Annotated in this window: 19 protein-coding genes and 1 pseudogene; 7 read left to right on the top strand and 13 right to left on the bottom strand. The window is 58.1% G+C overall.

Going from position 1 to position 22,334, the window contains the following annotated elements; translation table 11 throughout:
• Positions 1 to 52: 52 nt before the first annotated feature.
• The 5 genes and pseudogenes from ACWAT4_RS07335 to ACWAT4_RS07315 form a co-directional block, all read right to left on the bottom strand.
• Positions 53 to 279, bottom strand: a pseudogene (locus ACWAT4_RS07335) (IS3 family transposase); the annotation flags it as partial.
• A 5-nt stretch (positions 280 to 284) separates the two neighbouring features.
• A complete protein-coding gene (locus ACWAT4_RS07330; protein WP_449730164.1) occupies positions 285 to 2,447 on the bottom strand; it encodes a methyl-accepting chemotaxis protein in 2,163 nt (720 codons plus the stop codon).
• A 24-nt stretch (positions 2,448 to 2,471) separates the two neighbouring features.
• A complete protein-coding gene (locus ACWAT4_RS07325; protein ID WP_449730163.1) occupies positions 2,472 to 3,995 on the bottom strand; it encodes a sugar ABC transporter ATP-binding protein in 1,524 nt (507 codons plus the stop codon).
• A gap of 24 nt (positions 3,996 to 4,019) precedes the next feature.
• Positions 4,020 to 5,006 carry an ABC transporter permease gene (locus ACWAT4_RS07320; protein ID WP_449730162.1) on the bottom strand — a complete coding sequence of 329 codons (987 nt, stop codon included), beginning with the start codon at positions 5,004 to 5,006 and terminating at the stop codon, positions 4,020 to 4,022.
• Positions 5,003 to 5,818, bottom strand: a complete 816-nt coding sequence (locus ACWAT4_RS07315) for an ABC transporter permease (protein WP_449731175.1) — start codon at positions 5,816 to 5,818, stop codon at positions 5,003 to 5,005. Before ACWAT4_RS07315 ends, ACWAT4_RS07320 begins: the two co-directional genes overlap by 4 nt.
• On the opposite strand from ACWAT4_RS07315, the gene ACWAT4_RS07310 reads away from it, so the two are divergent.
• Complete coding sequence (locus tag ACWAT4_RS07310) at positions 5,708 to 5,935, top strand: hypothetical protein (RefSeq protein WP_449731336.1); 228 nt, start codon at positions 5,708 to 5,710, stop codon at positions 5,933 to 5,935. The two genes, ACWAT4_RS07315 and ACWAT4_RS07310, sit on opposite strands and share 111 nt — an antisense overlap.
• A gap of 152 nt (positions 5,936 to 6,087) precedes the next feature.
• Here ACWAT4_RS07310 and ACWAT4_RS07305 read toward each other — a convergent pair whose 3' ends face one another.
• The 8 genes from ACWAT4_RS07305 to ACWAT4_RS07270 all read right to left on the bottom strand — a co-directional run bounded on the left by ACWAT4_RS07305 (position 6,088) and on the right by ACWAT4_RS07270 (position 13,583).
• Positions 6,088 to 6,942, bottom strand: a complete 855-nt coding sequence (locus ACWAT4_RS07305; RefSeq protein WP_449730161.1) for an amidohydrolase family protein — start codon at positions 6,940 to 6,942, stop codon at positions 6,088 to 6,090.
• Positions 6,943 to 6,962: 20 nt separating this feature from the next.
• The gene (locus tag ACWAT4_RS07300) at positions 6,963 to 7,571 is read right to left on the bottom strand and encodes a GntR family transcriptional regulator (RefSeq protein WP_449730160.1); all 609 of its coding nucleotides are present in this window, start codon (positions 7,569 to 7,571) and stop codon (positions 6,963 to 6,965) included.
• Positions 7,572 to 7,732: 161 nt separating this feature from the next.
• Entirely contained in the window at positions 7,733 to 8,482 is a 750-nt protein-coding gene (locus ACWAT4_RS07295; protein WP_449730159.1) for an SDR family NAD(P)-dependent oxidoreductase, read from the bottom strand.
• Positions 8,483 to 8,578: 96 nt separating this feature from the next.
• Positions 8,579 to 9,571, bottom strand: coding sequence for a sugar ABC transporter substrate-binding protein (locus tag ACWAT4_RS07290; protein ID WP_449730158.1), 993 nt, complete (start codon positions 9,569 to 9,571; stop codon positions 8,579 to 8,581).
• Between the two features lie 40 nt (positions 9,572 to 9,611).
• The gene (locus tag ACWAT4_RS07285) at positions 9,612 to 10,397 is read right to left on the bottom strand and encodes an SDR family NAD(P)-dependent oxidoreductase (RefSeq protein ID WP_449730157.1); all 786 of its coding nucleotides are present in this window, start codon (positions 10,395 to 10,397) and stop codon (positions 9,612 to 9,614) included.
• 54 nt (positions 10,398 to 10,451) lie between these two features.
• Positions 10,452 to 11,480, bottom strand: a complete 1,029-nt coding sequence (locus ACWAT4_RS07280) for an aldose epimerase family protein (protein ID WP_449730156.1) — start codon at positions 11,478 to 11,480, stop codon at positions 10,452 to 10,454.
• A gap of 44 nt (positions 11,481 to 11,524) precedes the next feature.
• On the bottom strand, positions 11,525 to 12,364 hold the full coding sequence (locus tag ACWAT4_RS07275; RefSeq protein WP_449730155.1) for an SDR family oxidoreductase: 840 nt from the start codon (positions 12,362 to 12,364) through the stop codon (positions 11,525 to 11,527).
• An 88-nt stretch (positions 12,365 to 12,452) separates the two neighbouring features.
• Entirely contained in the window at positions 12,453 to 13,583 is a 1,131-nt protein-coding gene (locus ACWAT4_RS07270; RefSeq protein WP_449730154.1) for a mandelate racemase/muconate lactonizing enzyme family protein, read from the bottom strand.
• A 165-nt stretch (positions 13,584 to 13,748) separates the two neighbouring features.
• On the opposite strand from ACWAT4_RS07270, the gene ACWAT4_RS07265 reads away from it, so the two are divergent.
• The 6 genes from ACWAT4_RS07265 (at position 13,749) to ACWAT4_RS07240 (ending at position 22,302) form a co-directional block, all read left to right on the top strand.
• Positions 13,749 to 15,782, top strand: a complete 2,034-nt coding sequence (locus ACWAT4_RS07265; RefSeq protein ID WP_449730153.1) for an alpha-ketoacid dehydrogenase subunit alpha/beta — start codon at positions 13,749 to 13,751, stop codon at positions 15,780 to 15,782.
• Between the two features lie 383 nt (positions 15,783 to 16,165).
• Positions 16,166 to 17,371 (top strand): acetyl-CoA C-acetyltransferase, encoded by a 1,206-nt coding sequence (locus ACWAT4_RS07260; RefSeq protein WP_449730152.1) that lies wholly within the window; start codon positions 16,166 to 16,168, stop codon positions 17,369 to 17,371.
• Between the two features lie 3 nt (positions 17,372 to 17,374).
• Positions 17,375 to 19,513, top strand: a complete 2,139-nt coding sequence (locus tag ACWAT4_RS07255; RefSeq protein ID WP_449730151.1) for an FAD-dependent oxidoreductase — start codon at positions 17,375 to 17,377, stop codon at positions 19,511 to 19,513.
• A gap of 2 nt (positions 19,514 to 19,515) precedes the next feature.
• On the top strand, positions 19,516 to 21,396 hold the full coding sequence (locus ACWAT4_RS07250) for a feruloyl-CoA synthase (RefSeq protein WP_449730150.1): 1,881 nt from the start codon (positions 19,516 to 19,518) through the stop codon (positions 21,394 to 21,396).
• A gap of 27 nt (positions 21,397 to 21,423) precedes the next feature.
• Entirely contained in the window at positions 21,424 to 21,813 is a 390-nt protein-coding gene (locus ACWAT4_RS07245; RefSeq protein ID WP_449730149.1) for an EthD domain-containing protein, read from the top strand.
• A 21-nt stretch (positions 21,814 to 21,834) separates the two neighbouring features.
• Positions 21,835 to 22,302, top strand: coding sequence for an acyl-CoA thioesterase (locus ACWAT4_RS07240; RefSeq protein WP_449730148.1), 468 nt, complete (start codon positions 21,835 to 21,837; stop codon positions 22,300 to 22,302).
• The last annotated feature ends 32 nt before the right edge of the window (positions 22,303 to 22,334 follow it).

Below are 22,334 nucleotides of genomic sequence, written 5' to 3'. Positions count from 1 at the left end.
AGGTTTGTGAGGCCGCGCCTACGTACACGCAGCACGAACGCGCCTCGGGGTTGAACAGCCGACGGTAGCCGAACCGTCGGAACTTATGGGCGAGATTGCGCAGCTGGGCACGAAGCTCCGCATCCGAAGGCGGCGAGACCGGTGGCGGATCATTCGCCGATCCGCGCCGAGGATCGTGCAGGCCCGCCGCTCCGACAGACCCATCTGGGCCTTCGGGCGCGCCGCAGCGGCGCGCTTAGGGCCCTACCATTTTTTGACAATAGCTCGCCGGAGTGCGGCCGCCGTCACGCGGAGCGGATACCGATAAGGAAGGCGTGAATGCTCGCGCGGAGCTGGTCGGCTTCGCGGCGCAGGTCACTGGAGGCGCTCAGCACCTGCTCGGCGGCAGCGCCGGCTTCGGTCGAAGCCTGCCTGACGCCGACGATATTGCTCGACACGCCGGCGGTACCGATCGCGGCGTGCTGGATGTTGCGGGCGATCTCGCGCGTGGCGGCGCCCTGCTGCTCGACGGCGGCGGTGATGATGGCGGTGTACTCGCTCATCTCACCGATGGTCTGGCCGATGCTGCGGATGGCGCCAACCGCCGAGCTCGTGACCTCCTGCATCTGGGTGATCTGGGCGCGGATTTCCTCCGTGGCTTTCGCGGTCTGGCTCGCCAGCGTCTTCACCTCCGAGGCCACCACGGCGAAGCCGCGGCCTGATTCCCCGGCCCGCGCCGACTCGATGGTGGCGTTGAGCGCGAGTAGGTTGGTCTGCGAGGCGATGGTCTGGATCAGGTCGATCACCACGCTGATCCGGCTCGCGCTGTCGGCTAGACCCTGCATGGTGGCATCGGTCTGGCCGGCCTCGGCGACCGCCTTGCTGGCGATCTGCGAAGAGCTGTTGACCTGACGGTTGATCTCCTCGATCGACGACGACAGTTCCTCGGTGCCGGCCGCCACCGTCTGCACGTTGATCGAGGTTTCCTTGGCCGCCGCCGCTACCGCGTTGGCGAGCTCGCTCGAGCCGGTCGCGGTCGCGGTCATGCCCTGCGCCGTCAACTGCATCGAGTCGGAAGAGGCGATCAGGCCGTCGAGCGAGGCGCGGACGCTCGCCTCAAAGCGCTCGATTTCCTGCTCAATCCGCGCGGTGCGCGCCGCCTTGGCGGCTCGGTCCTGGTTCTGCGCGGCGCTCATGTCGCGCGCCTTAACGAGGCCGGCGCGGAACACCTCAAGGGCGCCGGCCATCGCCGCGATTTCATCCTGCTGGCGGCCCCTCATCACGTCGGCGCTCATGTCGCCGTCGGCGAGCCTCTGCATCACCAGCTGCAGGTTACCGATCCGGCGCAGGATGTTGCGGCCGACGTAGAGCCAGACGAACAGCGCCGAACCGACTAGCGCCAGCGCGCCGAGCGCGATCATGATCGCGGAGGCGACCGACACCGTCTTCTGCGCGCCCGCGATGGTGGCGTCGGTGTTGGTGCGCACGCCTTCGACCAGCTGCTTGACGCTGACGTCGAGGCCGCGGTTCAGTTTGCGCGTCTCGTCGAGAATGAGGTCGGCGTAGTCCGCGGCGTCGAGCTCCTTCTGGCGCAGCTTGAATACGCTGCCCTTCTTGTCTTGGCCGAGCGCGATCAGCTTTCGGGCCTCGTCGACCAGCGCGGCGGCGCCGTTGTTACCGGAGAGCAACTGCAAGAGCGGCTCGACGCGCTTGCGCGAGGCGTCGAACGAGGATTGCAGCGCGTCGAGGTCGTCGGTCGCGGCGAACGCCGCCATCATGTCGGCGGTCATGCCGTTGGTGATCGCCACCATGCCGAACAGATAGTTGAGCTCATTGGCATTGGCGCGCGCTGTGTCAGTGTCGAAGTCCGAGGATCCGAGCAGCGTCGTGAGGCGCTCCTCGGCCTGCTTCAGCAGCGGGTTGGCCTCCTTGACGAACTGTGCGCGCGTGCCGCGCAGGGTTTCGTACATCTTGTTGCGCGCCGCGAGTATGTCGAGGCGTTCCTTGGCTGCGCTGCCGAAGCTGTCGACGGTGTCGTCGATGCTCTTGATGGTATCGCCGAGAGCGCTGACGATGGGCTTGTCGCCCCCGAGCCGCGTGATGTCACCCAGCTTCGCCATGGCGGTCGCCTGGGTGTCCTTGAGGTTCTGGGTCAGCTCGAGCCGCGCCGCTTCGTCCTTGGCGGCCAGCAGCGCCGGTCCCTTGGCGGACAGGCTCTCGCTCAGGCCCGACAGCTCGAGGCTGGCGGTCAAGCGGGGCACATCGCGTCCGCCGAGGTCGACCATAGTGTGCCCGAGCCGTCCGAGCACCACGCTCGCGGCGGCGCTAATGACGATCGACATGCCGGCAACGGCGAACAGCGCCAGAAGCAGATTACCCTTCAGCCCCAGCCGAAGGCGCAGGCGCAGGCGCGCGCGCAACGAGGACAGCGCGCCGGTCAGCCGCAAGATGCCCATGGACAATTTCATTTGCTTCCCCCTGATGGAATCCGCTCAGTTCGTAGGCATAACGTGCCTAATCAGGATGTCCTCCGTGACTCCCTTAGTCGGAAAAACACCGCTGACGACGCCGTGTCGGAAGGTGGCGATCCGATGACTTAGGCCCAGGATCTCGGGCATTTCCGATGAGATGAGGATGATGCCCATCCCTTGACTCGCTAACTCGCCAATAAGCCTGTGAACCTCAGCTTTGGCGCCGACATCGATACCTCGGCTTGGCTCGTCAAGGATCAGAAGTTTTGGTCGGGTCGCAAGCCATTTTGCCAGTACGATCTTCTGTTGGTTGCCGCCGCTGAGCGTAGAAACAGCAGCTTGAGGACTCGACAGTTTGATTTGCAGCAGATTGCGGTATGCGTTGAAAAGTTCGGACTCTCTGCTCGAACGACGAAAACCTACCGTTCCAAGTTTCGAGAGTACTGCAAGACAGACATTCGGTTGAGAACCCATGCCGAGTACGAGGCCTTGCTTCTTTCGATCCTCAGGAACTAGTGCGATACCGAGATCCACAGCATCGCGTGTAGAACGGATCGTCCGAAGTACGCCCCTCCAGTACAGTCTTCCCTGCTGGATGGCCCGTAAACCAAAGACAGCCTCGACAAGTTCTGACCTGCCAGCACCAATTAGCCCGTACAGTCCCAAGACCTCGCCTTCGCGAACGGATAAGTGCACCCCGGAAGCGAATCCCTCGATGGCAACCCCTTCCAGCCGGAGCAGTTCGTCCCCACACTTTGACTGCGCTCGCTCGAGATATTTGTCGAAGGGACGGCCAATCATCAGGCTTGTTACTTCTCGCTCGTCGGTCGACTTTTTCGGAAGTGAGCCCGTAACAAGGCCGTCTCGAAGAACCGTAATGCGATCAGCGAGCGCAAACACCTCGCTCATCTTGTGTGAAATATAGACAATACCTACGCCTTGGCTTCGAAGGCGCTCGATATTCGAAAACAACACCTGTGTCTCACGGTCTGTGAGTGAAGACGTCGGTTCATCAAAAATCACGATAGACGATTTGAATGCAGTCGCCCGCGCGATCTCAACCATTTGCTGCTTCGCGACGGGAAGATCACCTACCATTTCTGTCGCTCGAATGTCATAGCCGCATTCCGCGAGCACGCTTCGTGCATGCCGACGCATAGCCTTCTCGTCAACGCGCCCAAAACTCTGTGTCGGTATATTTCCGAGGAAGATGTTCTCAGCCACGCTGAGGCCAGGAACTAATGAAATTTCCTGATGTACCAGGAGAATGCCTCGTCGGCGGGCTTGAAGAGGATTCTGGAACGTCACGCCTTCACCGCGATGATGGATGGTTCCAGAGTCAGGGCGGAGGCATCCCGCGAGAACCTTCATGAGAGTCGACTTGCCCGCGCCGTTCTCACCGCAAAGCGCGTGCACCTCGCCGGCCCGTACTTCGAACGACACATCGCAAAGGGCACGCGTCCCGGGAAATACTTTGGTGATGCGGCGAGCTTCCAGCACCGTGGCTGTGTCACCTTGGGGAGTAGCAGACGAATGGTTTTTCACGACGGTCCGACCTCAATAATGTGGCTATTCCCCAGTCGGTCCGGCGCGCTTCCCGAAACCGCGATCCAAAACAAGCGCGACAATCAGCGCAGTTCCGATAATCAGTGGAATGAAGAAAGGGGGGACGTTCAGCAGGTTTAAGCCATTGCGTAAGATCGCCAGCGCCAGTACCGCAGCGAAGGTCCCAATCACGCTTCCCTTTCCTCCCCGAAGACGAGTCCCACCCAGGACGACAGCAATCACCGCCCAGAGTTCGTAGTCTCGACCAAAGCTCGGAGCGGCCGCTCCAAGATTCGCAGCCATTGCGACGCCGCATACAGCCGCCATGAGTCCACAGAGAACAAAATTCGCAATGACGTGCTGCGAGACCAGAACGCCTGCGTCTACGGCCGCGGCGCGATTACCTCCAATTGCAAACGTGTTGCGACCATGGACCGTCCTATTGAGAATCCATTGGAAGCCCGCAACGCTAAAGAGAAAAAGCAAAGGAATAGCCCCGACTGGCCCGACCGATAGATCGCTCAGATTTGAGAGCCGGCCATCAATCGGTGATACAGACGTGTTACCTGCGTAGAGAAACGCCAGCCCTCTGATTCCGATCATGCCCGCTAGGGTAACGATGAAGGAACTGATGCCAAGCCTTTCGACCAGAAGTCCGTTGAACAGGCCCAGTGCGGCGCCTACGGCGAGCGTCGAGCCAATAGAGATCCCAAGGCCCAGCGCTTCGAGTTTTGTCACCAAGCACGCAGACAGGCCGACGACGGCGCCAACTGTTAGGTCAATGTTTCCGCTGATCACAACTGGCGTCAGTCCGACAGCCAGAAGTCCAACAAGGGTGCTTTCGAAGAGTATGTTTGAAAGATTATAGGCCGAGAGGAAGTGAGGCGTGGTGAGAGAGAACACTACCATCAACAGTACCGTAGCTGGCCAGACGTACTCACGGCGAATGATGGACAGCAGATTTGCGAGTGGCGCCTTATCTGCTGTTTCACTGAGCAACGAAACAGTCATGCAAAGATCTTCCCACGAGTTGATGCTATATCTATCCATGCGGCGCCGATGATGATTGCCCAGGTGATCAACCACTGAAAATAATATGGCATACCGACTAGCAGCAGCGCGTTTTGGATGACCCCAAGCAAAATAACCCCGAAGACAGATCGCAGGACGCTGCCCGACCCACCAACCAGGCTCGCCCCACCGAGTATGATGCCAGCAAGCACGGCCAGCTCATAACCTGAACCGGAATCGTTTTGTGCTGCCATCACGCGCGAGCCCAATACGATCGCCGCAAGGCCGGTAGCCGCACCCGAAATGACGTAAGCGGCAAAAATTATCTTGCTTGCACTAATTGCCGCGAAGACCGCGGCCGTTTCGTTACCGCCGACGGCCATCAGACGACGACCAAAATTAGATCTTTCGAGAATAGCCGCCATTGCCGCCGCGAAGGCAATTAGGATGATCACCGGCATTGGAATGCCGAAGAAGTATCCTCGTCCGAACAGTGCAAACCAGGTTTGGTTTGGAGTTGCGATCAAAGCATTCTGACCACTCGAGTAGAGCAGGCTCACGCCTTGAAGAAGTGACAACATGCCGAGGGTTGCAATCATGGAATTGAGACGAAGCACGGCAACGAGGAGACCGTTGACGCATCCGACAATAATGGCAATGGCCAACCCTGCAGCCATCGCCAGCTCCGGGGAGCATCGATCATGAAGGTTCACGATCGTCACCGCACAGAGCGAAAGCAGCGAACCAACGGACAAATCGAGACGCCCAGCGATCACGACGAAGGTGACGCCAGACGCTATGATGCCAGCCACAGAGACCTGACGAAGGACTTGCGTAAGGTTGGTAAGACTGAAGAATCCCGGAATGGCGCTTCCAACGGCAAGGACGACAAGCAAGAGGACCGGGCCCAAGAGCCGTCTAGCATTTAGGTGATGCGCAACTCGCGTCATTGATTATCCGGACTTCTTTTGCATTTGCTCTATCGGACGCTCTGACCGACGCAGCAGCTCATCCAATATTCCGAACGGTAGTTCAGCTCGATTAGCGTTACCGCTGCGAATTGACCGCGGTCTTCGGCGAACTAATTCAGCCGATAGAAGGATGAGGCAGTCCGACGATAGATGGCGTCTCTTTCATCTTCCGATAATTCCGAAAGATGTCGGTCTACGGTGGCAACCCAATTTTCGTAGGTAACTGCATGGGTAGCGACCGGCCAGTCTCCACCGAACATGATCCGCTTGGGTCCGAATGCGTCAAGCGCAGTGTCCATGAATGGTATAAGGTCGTCGTAGGTCCATGTCGTATGACTCGCCTCCGTTGCGACCCCGGAAAGTTTGCAAACGACGTTATCCCGTCGCGCAAGCTCGAACATCTGGGCGCGCCACGGATTGAGTTGCTTCTCTCGGACTCTTGGCTTGCCAAGATGGTCGAGAACAAACGAGACGGTTGGACACATATCGACCAGCCTGGTCAAATTCTCCAGCTGAGGAGAAACGATGCAGGCGTCGAACGACCAATTAAACCGAGACAGCAACCGAACACCTTCGACCAGCGGAGGTCGGGTACAGAACTCGGGATCGAGCTCGGCCTGAATTAGCCGCCGTATGCCTCGTATCAAATTAAAACGGGAGAGCTGTTCGAGATGGGGAAGCGCGAGCACTCCCTGATCGAGAGGCGCGTGGGCAACGATGGCACGGATACGTTGATCTTGCTTTGCCTGTTGCGAGACCCAGGCGACCTCGCGCAAAGCGTCGGCTGCCGCGACGTCGCATTCCACAAACACCATGGCTTCGACTACTGTCCGCCCACATGCGAGGTTGAAATCAGCCAAGGAAAATGACCGATCCAGCAGAGCATCCGATGCCAACCAGGGGATCGATACCGCTTCCCGGTCCCAAATGTGCAGATGGCTATCAATTATCGGGCTTGCTGGCACTTACGTATCCCCTTCCGACGTCAGTTTGGCAGTCGATTTTGAGCCAGGATGTAGGCACAGGCACTGTTGAGGTCTGCGGCAAGCGCCTGCTTTGCCTCTTCACCGTCCCCAGCGCGGAGAGCTTGAAGGAGCCGCTCATGATGTTCGCAGGGGATGCGTTTGCTAATGCGCTCGGAGCCTGACCGCACATCATAATTCAGAACCGGTCCGATCTGCAGCCAGAGCCCCTCAATCATCTGAAGCAGCACGGGCATCCGAGCTGCGCGGTAGATCGTAAAATGGAAGTTCTTGTTGAATACGATGAGCTCACCAGGATCCGGGCTTGATGCGTCGCATTCGCGATTAAAATTCGCGGAATATTGAGCTGCCTCATAAAGTTCATCCCGTCTGATCTCCTTGGCGGCGCGCTCCACGGCCATACCTTCGAGATTCACACGGATGTCGCGCAGCTCCAAGAATCGACTTCGATTCATAAGGGGGATACGGAAGGTCCGGTTTGGCAGCAGCTCAATGGCTTGGTCGACCATCAGTTGTCTCAAGGCGTCCCTGACTGGCATCGGGCTCGTCCCGATAGCGCTCGCCAAAGTGCGCAGCGTGATTCGTTCGCCGGGGGCGAACTTTCCCGCCATCAACATTTCCCTCAATTGCCCATAAACCCGCTGACCGAGAGTCTCGTGTTCGACGGGGGTTACCGCTGCAAGTCCGTTCACTGGTTCAGGCCCTCCAAGAATGTCTCGTCCTCCCTGCCAATATTAACCTGAAATCTGGCCTGCATCATCAAAACGCGCTTCTAGGAGCCTTCTTCTCCTGTTCGAAAGTCAAAACCGGCGGTCAGCCCGGCATCGACCACGATCTGCGCGCCTGTGATCCCAGACGCTGAATCCGAAGCGAGAAAGACTATCGCGCGGGCAACTTCATCCGGGTCGAGAAGACGTCCGAGTGGATTCCGCTGCTCTCGCGCTCTCAGAAACCGCGTCGGGTCCACGGCGGTATCGAGATGTCTGCGGAAGAACGGCGTATCGGTCACCCCGGGGCAGACGCAGTTGGCCCGAATCCCGTCCCGGGCGTGGTCTAACGCCAAGACCTTCGTCAACTGCAGGATTGCCCCTTTCGAGGCGCAATAGGAGACCAGCCCCTGTTCGGCCATGAAGGAATCGATGCTTCCGACCGTCACGATCGAACCACGCCGTCGCTCGATCATGCCGGGCAATAACCGGCGCAATGCCTTGATCAAACCACCCACATTGACGTCAAAGGTTCGACGCCAGGCAGATTCGTCCAAGTCCAGCACGGTTCCGACTTTCAAATAGGCCGCGGCCGCGACAAACACGGAAGGGACCCACCCTCGCTCGCCAAGAGCTTCGTCCACCTGGTCCCACGTATTTGTGTCGGAGATGTCGCCCTTAACGTACGTCACGCCACCCTGCGCAGCATCCGCAACATCGATGCCAAGCACATTGTACCCAGCCTCAGCCAACTGCACGGCGGCACGAGCTCCGATGCCGGATGAAGCCCCGGTTACCACGGCGGTGTCAGTCATCGGTTCTCCTTCCGAAGGTGCGCTCATTCAGTCCCACTGGCATCTGCCTCATCAGCGGCTACGGATATCCCGAGTACCCCGGCCGAATGGTCGTGCTCAGAAGCTCGGCCTCTCAAACTGATTGATATTGTCTAGAGTGATGGCGGGTGTATCGAAGTAGAGCGTCTTCTCGACCTTCTGGCTCTCTGCGATCCGGATGGCCGCTTGAAGCGCTGACCGCGCGTCAAGAACCGGTGACTGCAAGACCGAGCCGTAATAGTCACCCGATTTGATCGCGTCGTATCCAGCGGCAAACAACGTGCAATCAGTAAACTTGATATGACCGGCTTTGAGCTTTCCTTCTGAAACCGCGGCTCTCACGGCGCTCAACGCGCCAACACCCATGTCCGAATCTGCGGAGTAGACACCGTCGATCGTGTCACCGAAGCGAACGATATAGCTCTCCATTACGGACTGAGCTTTCTCTCGCGACCAGTTGGCCGGCTGGCTATCGAGGATCTTTATGTTTGGATATTTCGCAATTGCGTCGAGAAAACCCTTCTCTCGCTGCTGCGCAACTGTGTACCCGGGCAGGCCGCCGATCAGCACGACATTGCCTTTGCCGTTGAGCGCCTTGTTCATCATTTCGGCGGCGGCCTGGGCCTCTCCATAGTGGTCCGGTCCCGAGAATGTAGTCACGTACGCATCTGCAGCCGGATCGGCTTGTGAGTTCGTGACGACCACGGGCAAGCCCACGTCATGTGCACGGCGAAGGGCCGTCACGATTGCCTTGGCGTTAACTGGCCAAGCGATCAAGACATCGACCTTTTGGGCAATGAGATCCCGAATCTGATCAGACTGCTTGGCGGCGTCAACCTGGGAGTCAAGGACGACCGTCTTGACCCCCAGTTCCTTCGCGTATGCATTGAAAGTCTGGTAGTAGGTCGCGACATAGCTGTTCACCCCCGAGCCGAGGGTCGAGAAGCCGATGGTGATTTGATTGAGCGGCCTCGGTAACGGCGAGGGCAGCCAATCGGGCTGTTGGCCGTTTACGGTCCCGGTCGTTAGGCCAAGAGCAACTAGCGCACTCACAACTATCGATTTACCCATTTCCCTCTCCTCGTCCTGAGGCCAAAGCGATTTCGGACCCTTAGGTCAGCGTTTGCGGTCCAGGCACCGTGACAGTCATGCCGCCGTCGAGAGTTATCGTCTGCCCAGTGACGTAGCCTGATGCCGGCGAGGCAAGAAAAACGATCGTGCCACCGAGTTCATCCGGTTCTGCCCAGCGACGCAGCGGTGTCCGCGCCACGACCGAGTCGTGGAAGGACCGATCATCGAGAATCTGTCGGTTCATCTCAGTATAGAAATAACCGGGAGCGACAGCGTTGCTGGTGATCCCATGGGGACCAAATTCGGCCGCAAGCGACTTCGTAAGCCCAACGACGCCATGTTTTGCCGCCACGTAAGTCGCCTGCCCCGCTCGACCGACATGTCCCATGATCGAAGAGAGATTGATGATACGGCCATACTTCCGAGCGATCATGGATTGTGAAACGGCGGCTGCGAGACTGAACATGGATACGAGATTGACGTCCAAGACCCGCCGAAACTCGCTGGCGCTCGTCTCAAGAAGGGGCTTACGCAAGATCACGCCCGCGTTGTTTAAAAGTATGTCGATGCGGCCGTGACGGTCGAGTGTCTTCTCGATCACGCTCTTGATGGCCAGGTCATCAGTGACATCGAGCCGATCGGCGCTCGCGGACCAGCCATGTTTCTGAAATTCTACACCTCGCGAAAGAAGTGCGGCTTCGTCGACATCAGTCATTGCTATGGTTGCACCGGCCCTTGCAAGAGCGACCGATGCCGCCGCTCCCAGTCCTCGCGCCGCGCCTGTTACCAAGGCGACTTTCCCGGACAGATCGAACTCAGATGCCATCAATCGTTCCCCGCACTTCCGACGTCATTTTGAGCACGCGAGCAATGGCGCTCGTTAGAGATCGAGTACCTCGAAGCAGTACCTGATCGTTGTCGGAGCACCTGGCGTCAGCTTGACAGCCGTGGGCACGCCTTTTTCGTTGATCGGATTTTGCGCCAGCGCTGCCGGACTTCCCAGGTCAAACGCAGCCGCTAGCGGTTCAACGCCAAGACACAGGTTGCGACTATTCCAGGGAGCGTAGCTGCGCCCTCGATTGCTGATCCAGAGCAAGAGAGACGGCAAAATCGACGAATCCCAACTCAACCGATAGCGCACCCCTGCCGCCTCACACACGAGCGTTATCGTGCCGTCGGTGCCACAGAGCTGGAGGATTTCCTCGGTGTCGTGAGCGAAGGGCAATCGTGCAAACGACTCGCGCTCGCCACCAATGGTCGGAACCCGCTCAAGATTCTCGAAGAATGCACCTGGCTCGGCGCGAGAGACTCCACGCTCGGGTCCCGCGGGATGGACCACGCCGAACAGGAATCTGCCGGGCTTGAGCCGGACGGCACCGTTAACCGCCGGCAGCGCTAGGTTTGGATGGAGACCAACAGGACGACGGGCTTGTTCGCGAGATTCGATTGTCAGCGTGAAGTCAATGGCTGGACGATCCGGATCCGCTCGCAGTGTTCGGGTCAAACGACGAATTGGTGAAGTTTCCGGGTACGTGATCCCGATTTGGATCTCCCCATCCTCCTGACCAATAAGCTCCCAATTTGAGATGGACGAATATCCATGGAGGATATCGTCACTCGGATCGAGCTTGCCCTCGCGGTCGGCAGTTCCACCAGCGAGACTTGAGCGCCACGGAGCCGTCGCGCTTTCCGCGGCGTGGGGAACACCAAAGGGCACGCAGGGGAATTCGCTGCGAAGATGGTTGAGAAGAGGAGGCTCGAAGGTGTCCGAGGCTCCAATCCAAGGCGCTTCGTAGAATGGTTTGATCGAACGATCACCCGATTTGAACGTGACGTTGCCGAGCATTCCACCACGAGAGTGGAGCTCGAACGATCCATGTTTAGATTCCACATGCCAAGTTGTATCCACTGCGAAAATCTCCCTAGAGTCTTGGCGAGCTTGAATTGATGCACCTACAAAGGATGAGGATCCACGACCGGAGCTGCAGGCTGGGGTCCTGCATCGAAACAGCCGATCACGACCTGATCGAAGTCGACGATTGAGCCAGTCATAAGTCCCGACTCCGGGCCGGCCAGAAAGGCGGCGGCGCGAGCGACTTCGCGCGTTTCAACCATTCGCCCGAAGGGTAGCTTGGCAGCGGCGTCAGCGAGCCATGCGTCGGAGTTGGCGCCGAGCACGGAGGACATCATTGCGCGCTCACCCGGCGAATTGGTCCAACCGATGTTAAGACCGTTCACTCGTATCCGATCGGACAAAAGCGAAAAGGCGACGTTGCGGGTCAGGGTCGCAAGAGCGCCCTTTGAGGCACAATACGGGGAAATGAAGCTCTGACCGCCGTGGCTTGAAATGCTGATAATGTTTAGGATCGCGCCAGCTATGCGCTCGCGGCGCATTATTTTCGCGGCCTCTTGGATAAGAAAGAAGGGCGCCCGGACATTCACAGCGAAGAGACGATCGAAGGTCTCAACAGATGTGTCCAATATCGTTCCACGGCTGGTGTCTCCAGCTGCATTGACCAGAACATCGACCTTGCCGAAAGTCGTATCGGCCGCGCGGATGATTCTTGCCGCGCAGACGTGATCGGCAAGATCGGCCTGCACAAACACAGTTCGACACCCTTGAGATGTAATCTCCGCTGCGACGTTGGCGCCGCGATCTTTGTTGCGCCCGGCAATAACTAGTCCCGCAGCGCCGCGGTCAGCCAGCAGTCGGGCTATCTCAGCGCCTGCTCCCTGCGTGCCACCGGTGACGACCGCAACCTTTCCCGCAAACTGGGGCGCATCCGAATGCATCCACGCTTCCTTCCAATCATTCTTGGTTGATTCGACTGATACACGTTATTTGTTATCACAGTCAAGTCCGGATGACGGTGGCCGTTGGTTAGACAGAGTACGAGACAGAGCCATCTGATCTCAGCGGAATCTGGTGCAGATCGCACGACAGGGGACTGAGCCAGACGTCTCGCGTGGACGACAGCCGAACGCCGAGCCCGGGCTCCTCTGGCAACATAAGATATCCGCCCTCGCGCTGAAGACTGCTGACATATGCGGACGCCGAAGCCGCCTCGTCAATTTGTGAGTATTCTTGGACGACGAAATTGGGGATTGCGAAATCAAGATGCGCCGACGCAGCCGTTAGCACGGGGCCAAGGAAATTGTGGCTGACGACGGCTGCATGGAACGATTCAGCAATCGCTGCGATCTTCTTGCAATGGGTTATGCCGCCCGCAAGTCCTAAGTCCGGTCGCACGTATTGGCTGCCCCCGAGCGCAAGTAACTCGCGAAATTCCCATATGGTGTTGAGGCGCTCGCCGTTTCCCATCGGAACGTTCACGCGGCGGGCGATCTCCGATTGACTGACAATGCTGTCGATCTGAATCGGATCTTCGACGAACAATGGATTGAATTGCCGCACGCACTCGATAACTGACAGAGCCTGCAATGGCGTCAATCTCCGGTGCAATTCAAGGATAATGTCGATGTCACGTCCCACGGCAGCACGCGCGGCAGCAACACGCTCGGTGACCGCGTGCACAAGCCTGTCAAGTGACAAGTCGCCTGCCGCGGTCGGGATTGGATCAAACTTGATCGCTGTGAACCCTTGCTCCGCCCCTTCCAGCGCCTTGTTTGCAATGGTTTGGGGATCAAAATCTCCAAGGATCAGCAATTGAAGGCGGATCCGGTTTCTACAGTTGCCTCCCAGGAGATCCCAGATTGGCGCTTGATAGTACCTACCCTTGATGTCCCATAGTGCGATATCGATGGCGCTTAGCGCTCCGCCAAGGATGGAGCCGCGAAATGGCCCCATGCGATAGAGCTGCTGCCAGTGGTGTTCGGTGCGGCGAGGGTCTTTGCCAACCAGGTAGCTTTCGAATTTGCTGACGACAGCGCCCACCGCCTCAGGATAAGCCCAGCATCCGGACTGCCCTAAGCCCTTGATACCGTTATCGGTCGTCACTTCGACGAAGTGTGCGCCGCCAATGAGCAACGATTCCACACACTCTATTTTCATGCCCTCTCCCGTGAGATCCTGAAAGCAGACGATCGGAAAGCTAGACCGTGACGAGCGGTCAGGCTACATACTGTGATAACAGATATCATAAAACGATCAAGCTTTGGGCCACCTCCCGCCTGCCAAACCCAAACAAAGTGCAGCGCACAATTTGGAGCAAACCGTATGAATGCCGGCACACCGATCAAATCGTCCGCAATTCGCCCTCAGGATTCTAATTTTGCGCGCGAGATGCTGGCGCGGATCGCGTTTATCCGCGCCGTGGAAGCGAAAGCCTGGTCGCTTACGCAGACCAATCCACCTCGGGTTGCGGGATCAATGCACTTTTGTGCAGGCCAAGAAGCTGTTCCGGTGGGTGCCATTGCCGGTCTCCGCGAGGACGACCAAATCGTCGCCACTTACCGCGGCCATGGCTGGGCGCTGGCTTCGGGAATCGAGGCGCGCTCGGTGATGGCCGAAATCTGCCAAAAAGCGGATGGCCTCAACGGGGGCCGAGCCGGATCTGCCTATATGATGGCCCCGCACACGCGCTTCATTGGAGAGAACTCCATCGTTGGCGCCGGGACCACAATTGCTTGCGGCGTCGCGCTGGCGAACGTTGCCCATCAGAACGGGCGCATTGTCGTCGCCACCATCGGAGATGGCGCAATGAACCAAGGCGCGGTGCATGAGGCATTCGCCTTTGCGGCCGTTCGTAAACTGCCTGTAGTTTTCGTCGTCGAGAACAATGGATGGTCGGAGCTCACTCCCACGACCGATATGTTCTGCGTCGAGCGGCTTGCACAACGAGCAAGTGGATACGGCATCCCAGCAGCGACAATCAATGGCGCTGATCCGTTCGCAGTCCGCGACAGCTTCGTTATGGCTGCAGCTCGAGCCCGCAAAGGTGACGGGCCGAGCCTCCTTGAGTGTCGCGTGCCTCGCTTGTGGGGACACTACAACCGCGACGTGGAGCACTATAGATCGAAGGAGGACAAGCGAGCGGCTGAAGCTCTCGATCCACTTCGCGCTCTCAGCGAGCGGATCGTTGAAGCAGGGATAATGACACTTCACGAAGTTGACAAATTGCAAACAGAGCAAGAAAGGGCCGCAGAAGAGTTAGGCGAATTCGTCATGGCGTTGCCAGATCCAGATCCCGCGCATGCAACTGCACACGTTGTCGCAGAGGTCGGGAAGTCAAGCACTCCTCGCGTCATCGAAACCCGCGAGATGACCTACATTCAGGCTGTCAATACTGCCCTTAGAACGGAGCTCGAGAACGATCCCGCGACGCTGATCTATGGGGAAGATGTTGGTAAAAGCGGCGGCATATTCAGCGCTAGTCGATATTTGCAGCGGGATTTTGGAGCCAACCGTGTTTTTGATACGCCGATTGCGGAGAACGCCATATTGGGATCAGCCGTTGGCGCGGCGCTTGGCGGTATGAAGCCAATCGTAGAGATCATGTGGTCGGATTTCATATTCGTAGCGCTGGATCAACTAGTGAACCAAGCCGCGAACGTTCGGTACCTCACACACGGCCAAGCCTCAGTTCCGATGATTGTGCGAACTCAGCAAGGAGCAACGCCAGGGTCTTGCGCGCAGCATTCTCAATCAATCGAGGCGATCCTAGCTCATGTGCCGGGCTTAAAGGTCGCGCTTCCGGCAACGGCTTCTGACGCTTATGCCTTGCTCCGTGCCGCCGCGGCCGATCCCGACCCGTGCGTAGTCATTGAGTCGCGCAGCCTCTACCAAGTGAGCGGGCTGGTCAACTTGACAGACGTCCCAGAGGAGGCCGGCAAAGCTCGGTTGCGTCGTGAGGGCCGTGATATCGCAATCGTTACTTGGGGCACGATGGTTGCACCATCGCTTGCCGCTGCCGACGAACTTGCAACTCGCGGTATCGAAGCTGCTGTCCTGGATCTTCGTTGGCTGAACCCACTTGACGAGGACGCACTCACGCACACCGTCAAACAGGCTCAGGGCAAAGTGCTGATCGTGCATGAGGCGGTTCGGACTGGCGGATTCGCCGGTGAAGTAGCCTTGCGCATCCAAGAACTGCTCCCCGATGTCGCGGTTAGGATCGAGCGTCTGACAACGCCAGACGTCCGCATGCCATCCAGCCCCACTCTGCAAGCTGCACTGCTACCTAACGCGCAAACCATCGCCAGAAGTGCAGAGGCGATATGTCGTCGCTTACTGAAGACGACGAGCCCGTAACGAGGGACCTGACTTATTCCCGATGAGGCTGATCGGAATGAGGTCGCCCGATACGCATTTTCGGGCGATACAGTCTTAGAAACAGCTTCGACTGCTTAAATGCGAGCCGGAGAATAAATTTGTCAGCTTCGGCCGCAAGCGCCTATTGGGTCCAAGTTTGCCACGCCAATCGGATTAAATAGAAAGATTCGCATCTCATTGTGTTTGCGTCGCAATCTTCGTCGCGAATAACCGTTGCGTCGCATCTTATTTAACCGAGCCGGTCGGTTGACCCACTCCTTTAGCATGACCTAGATGAAGCGGCACAGCGTTTTGCACGTCGTTACCAGTTCGTAGCGGCGTGGGGGCCGCCTCAGGAAATTAGAACTAGCGGAGCTAACCAGGTGGACGTTTACATCTATGATGCGGTCCGAACGCCTCGCGGCCGCGCCGGACGTGGAGGGGCGCTCAGACACATCACACCCGTTGAGCTCTTGAAAACCGTGCTGGTTGCGCTGCGCGATCGAAACGCACTCGACACGTCAATGCTCGACGATGTCATGATCGGATGTGTCGAAGCAATCGGTGAACAGGGATCCGATATCGCCCGAACCGCTCTCCTCATGGCGGACTACGACCAATCAGTGCCTGGCGTGCAGATCAACCGTTACTGCGCATCCGGAATGGACGCGTGTAATCTCGCCGCAGCGCAAGTTGCCGCGGGGATGTGCGATCTCGTTGTCGCTGGCGGCGTCGAATCCCTTTCGCGAATTCCAATACTCGCTGCTGGTGGGGCCATCCATTCCGATCCTGCGGTGGCCACCAAGACAGGATTTGTTCCGCAGGGCATCGGCGCGGATGCTCTAGCTACACTGTTCGGCTTCACACGTGGCGACGTCGATTCCTTCGCTCACTTGTCGCAACAGAAGGCCGCGTGGGCGTGGCAACAAGGCTACTTCACCCGTTCGGTCGTGCCGGTCATTGATGAAAACGGCCTAACCGTCCTCGACAAAGACGAACACCTCCGTCCCGAGACGACAATGCAGTCGTTGGCCGCACTATCTCCGGCATTCGAACGGGCAGGTTCCGAGGATGGCTTCGATGCAATCATGCTCAAGCGCTATCCGCAACTCGAGCGGATAAACCATGTGCATCATGCCGGCAACTCCTCGGGCATGGTCGACGGAGCATCGGCAGTCCTGCTTGGCTCCAAGCGAGCTGGCCAGAAGGCCGGGCTGAAACCGCGAGCTCGTATACTCGCTTACGCATCGATAGGAAGCGAGCCGACGCTAATGCTAAGCGGAACGCCTGGAGCCACGCAACGCGTGCTCGATCGAACAGGGATGACAACCGCAGACATCGATCTGGTTGAGGTGAACGAAGCGTTTGCCGCCGTTCCTCTCCATTTCATGGAAACGATGGGCTTCGATAGCGGTTCGGTCAACGCGAACGGCGGCGCCATCGCGATGGGACATCCCCTTGGGGCCACCGGAGCCATGCTGATCGGGACAATCGTGGACCAGATGGAACGTAAAGACCTTGCTACTGGCCTCGTTACGGTTTGCGTTGGTGCGGGAATGGGGACGGCGACTATTATCGAGAGAGTATAAGGAATGAGCGATTCACTTCGTTGCGAGATTGTCGAAGGCAATATCGCTGTCATTACATGGGACCTTCCCGGTCGACCGGTCAATGTTATGAACCGGAAGACTTTGGATCTGTTTGCACGCCTGGCGAAGGCGGCCATAGACGATCAAACCATTTGCGGTGTCATTGTCACCTCAGGCAAACGAGACTTCATAGTGGGGGCCGACCTAACGGAAATCATAGCTGACCGTGATCCCATGGTCGTTCACGCAAATACGCGGCAGGTTCAAGACATCCTTCGAGCGATCGAAGTTGGTGGGAAGCCGTTTGTTGCGGCAATCAATGGATCAGCGCTGGGAGGTGGCCTTGAGATAGCGCTGGCCTGCCATCGCCGCATCATGGTCGAGCGCCCTGGTTCCGTATTGGGGCTACCCGAAGTAACGCTGGGATTGCTGCCGGGAGCCGGCGGTACGCAACGCCTACCGCGGCTGATTGGCGTCCGAAAGGCTCTGCCTTACCTCCTGGAAGGAAAACGAATCGGCCCAAGGGACGCACTGGCGGATGGGATCGTCGATGAGCTCGTCGAGCCGTCGGAATTGATGGCCGCGGCCACAAAGTGGGTCACAGCAAGCTCTAAGGAAAGCTCCGTGAAGCCTTGGGATCGTCGGGGGTTTGTTGTGCCCGACGGTCCGCTTGATGTTGCGACCATGTATTCCGTTTTCGCAGTTGAAACGGCTCGCGTGCACGCGAAGACTATGGGCAATCTTCCTGCCCCCCGTCACATCCTCTCGAGCGTTTATGAGGGGTGCTTAACAGATATGGATAGCGGATTGATGGCGGAAGCTCGCCACTTCACGGCATGTCTCTGTTCGCAAGAAGCTGTCAATTTGACGAGGGTCTCCTTTTTCGGAGTGGCCGACGCGGCGAAACTGAAGCGCCGACCACAGGCCTACCCAAAAGCCGAAATCGCCAAAGTTGGCGTCATTGGAGCCGGCATGATGGGGGCAGGAATCGCCTACGCCGCGGCCAACGCAAAACTGGACGTTGTTCTATTGGACAAAACGCTCGCCGCGGCCGAGCAGGGCCGTGGGTCGGCTTCAGCGATCGTTCAGCGAGCAGTCAAGCGCGGTCGCATGAGCGACCAAGAGGCATCGGCGGTCGTCAATCGTATCATTCCGACTGTCTCAATCTCCGAGTTGGTAAACTGCGACATTGTCGTCGAGGCGGTCTTCGAGGACCGGTCGATTAAAGCAGAAGTCATCCGTGAGGCAGACGCAATATTGTCGGACACCACCGTATTAGGCAGCAATACATCGACCCTTCCTATTTCCGGGCTCGCTCAAGCATCCCGTCGTCCTGAGAATTTCGTCGGAATCCATTTCTTCTCTCCAGTTGATCGAATGAGACTTGTCGAGATCATCAAGGGAGACAAGACATCGGACGGATGTCTGGCGCGTGTAATGGATTTCATCAAGCTGATTGGCAAGGTGCCCATCGTCGTGTCGGACTCGCGAGGTTTCTATACGACGCGCGTCTTCACCGCCTATCTCAACGAAGGTCTCGCCATGGTTGCAGAGGGCGTCCAGCCCGAGCTCATAGAGAACGGAGCCCGGCAGGCGGGCATGGCCGTTGGACCGCTCACTTTGGCGGACGAGGTTTCGTTTGATCTCTTGTACCGGCTCATGCGCCAGGCGCAGGCGGATCTTGGAGACTCCTACGATCCCCCGGCCGCTGATCGGGTAATTTCCGTCTTTCACGACAAGCTGAAGAGGGTTGGTCGAAAGGCTGGTGCAGGTTTCTATGACTACGGCCCTGACGGAAAGACACTGTATCGAGAAATTGCAAACCACTTTCCTTGGGCTGCGCGGCAACCATCCGTTGCCCAAATCAAAACGCGATTTCTTCACGTTCAAGCTGTCGAGGCTTTGCGCTGCCTCGACGAAGGTGTCGTTGCCGATCCTCTTGATGCGGACGTTGGCGCGCTACTTGGATGGAGCTTTCCTGCCCATCTCGGCGGACCAATCAGTCTCGTTCATTCGATCGGCATTCATCGCTTCCAGCAGGAGTGCGATGAGCTCGCGAAAGCGCATGGTCCACGATTCGATCCTCCACCACTCCTCCATCGCATGGTCGCGTCCGGCGCCACGCTGTACCCCGGTGAATAGTGATGTCGGCCCAAGAAACCAGATCGAACGAAGACCAGCGAATAGTCTCCGGCGCAACTGATTTCGCGCCGGCAGCGGTTCTTATCGAGCGAAGGCCCGACGGAGCCATGGTCTTCCGATCGCCGCAGACACTGGAGGCATTTCCTGCAACAATTGGCGCAATGTTGGATGCCACGGTCACCAGCGTGCCCAACCGGATTTTTATTGCGGAGCGGAGCGGCAATGGCTGGTCGTCGTTGACCTATGCGGAGGTCAGAGACCGCGTAGGTGCATTGGCCGCGGCAGTTCTTGCTCTCGGAGGATCGACCACAAGACCGCTGGCGATCCTCTCGGACAATTCAATCGACGTCTTGCTGATGACGCTGGCCGCTCAACACATCGGCGTGCCGGTCGTCGCTACCTCCCCGGGCTATGCGAAAAATTCGCAAGATTTCGAGAAGCTCCGTTCAATTGTTGATCAAACCGACCCGGCCATCATCTATGCGGCCGACGCTCAATCCTATGGCCGGAGTATTGGAGCCGTTGCGCGCGCAGGTACTCGCATCGTGGTCAGTGATTTGAACGGCGCTAGTGAGGGCTGGTTATCCCTCACCGACCTGCTAGCGTGCCACAAAGAGAACGATGAAGTAGCGGTTGCCGCGGCTAACGTAACAGCCGACGCGGTCGCGCGCATCACCTTCACATCGGGTTCAACGGCCCAACCCAAGGGCGTCATCACGACTCACGGAATGTTGACCGCGCACCAGCAGGGGATCGCCCAGCTGTGGCAATTCCTGCATGACAATCCTCCCGTACTCCTTGACTGGCTGCCTTGGAGCCATGCGTTCGGCGCCAACCATAATCTACTGATGGCACTGCGACATGGTGGCTCGCTGTACATTGATGACGGGCGCCCCGTTCCGGGCCTTATTGACAGGACTGTCGCGAATTTGCGCTCCGTCAGTCCCACGCTGTACTTCAATGTCCCGCATGGCTATCAGACCCTCCTGCCTTTTCTCGAGGAGGATGCCGAGTTGGCGCAAGCTTTCTTTCGAAGGCTTAAGGTCATTTTCTACGCCGGTGCGGATATGCCCCCTCCGCTGTGGCGGCGCTACGAAGCACTGGCGAAGAAGTCCGGCAATGAGCAACTTCGACTGATGACGGGATGGGGCCTCTCGGAGAGTACGGCCGCCGCGACACTGGTTCATTTCAATGTCGAACGCGCTGGCAATATCGGCCTGCCGCTACCCGGCGTCGAGATCAAGCTTGCACCAGTTGACCAAAAGCTGGAGCTTCGGATCCGAGGGCCGAGTATTACACCGGGATACTGGCGTCGTCCCGACCTGGATAACTCAGTCCTGGATGAGGATGGATTCTTTCGAACGGGCGACGCTGGAAAGCTAATCGATCCAGAAAATCCAACGGCCGGATTCACTTTCGACGGCCGCATCGGCGAGAATTTCAAGCTCTCCAACGGTCGTTGGGTCTTTGTTGGAGAGCTCCGGATCAAAGCCATTGCAGCCGGTGCGCCCGTCGTCGAAGACGTGGTCGTGGCAGGACATGACCGAGCCGAGCCTGCCCTCCTGATCGTTCCAAGCTTGCAGGGATGCCGGCGCATCTCTCTTGACTTGGCTAGTTGCAGCTTCAGCGATCTAGCACTTCATCCCAAGGTCCGGGCTCGGGTTTCCGAGATGCTACGAACGCTCGCCCAGGACCGAGACGGAGCCGCGCAGATCCGCCGCGCTCTAATACTCAGGCAAGCACCGTCCGCGGAAGCCAACGAAATTACCGACAAAGGATATATCAATCAAAGGCTGCTCCTGGCGCGCCGCACCGTTGAAGTGGAGCAGCTGTATAGGCAACCACCGCCCGGCGACGTCATCTTCCTGGATCCCCAACGTTAACTACTTCATCCAAACAGGAACTTACCAATGATCAAACTCACCGCTTGCGCTTGCCGCCTTCCCACACTGACTCGAGAGGAGTTCGATAAGCACTGGCGCGAACGTCACGCAGCGCTGATTCGCAAGCACGCCGCGACGCTGCGTATTCGCGGGTACGTGCAAACGCCGACGCTGGATAATCCAACTGTGCAGGAAGCGATTCGCGCTACGCGGGACGCGGAGGTCGTACCATACGATGGAATCGCAGAGCTCTGGTGGGACAGCCTTGAAGAGTTGCAAGCCGCCCGGAGCACACCTGAGGGTCTGGCCGCACTCAAGGAACTCATCGAGGATGAGCGGCTATTTCAGGATCCGAAGCGCTCTCGTCTTTGGTTTGGCACCGAACGGCATGTCATACCTCCTCCTGAGCGCGCTTAGTTGCTCGTCAGAGATAAACTCGTGAGCACCACCGGCCAGCTTCCCACCTTCGCAAGTGGCGCCTTTTACACAAACAGGCGCGATCTCGTCGTGGAGTGGGGCCATTGCGATCCAGCAGGAATCGTCTTCAATCCGAGGTTTGTCGAGTACTTCGACTGGTGCAGCGCGCTGCTGCTGGAAGCAGCCCTCGGATTGAAGAAATCTGAAATGAGGGCCGCTTACGGACTAGCCGGAATTCCGGTGGTGGACATGCAACTCAGATTCCTCGGTCCCGTCACCTACGACGACTCGATCCAGATCTATTCGACAATCGCCTCGCTCAAGCATTCTAGTTTCGTCGTCAACCACCGGCTCCTGAAGGCAGACAATCTCGCAGTTGAATGCTCGCAAACCCGTGTTTGGTGTGGACACAACGCCGAAGACCCCAAAAAGTTGAAATCCTGCGCGATTCCGATCGAGGTCGTCGAGAAGCTGAAATCGAAATCGTAGGCGCACCAACGAGAGCTATCGCGACAATTTGA

Source organism: Bradyrhizobium sp. T-1, assembly GCF_053592855.1.
Note: the sequence above shows the minus strand (reverse complement) of the source record. Positions and strands in the feature narration are given on the sequence as shown.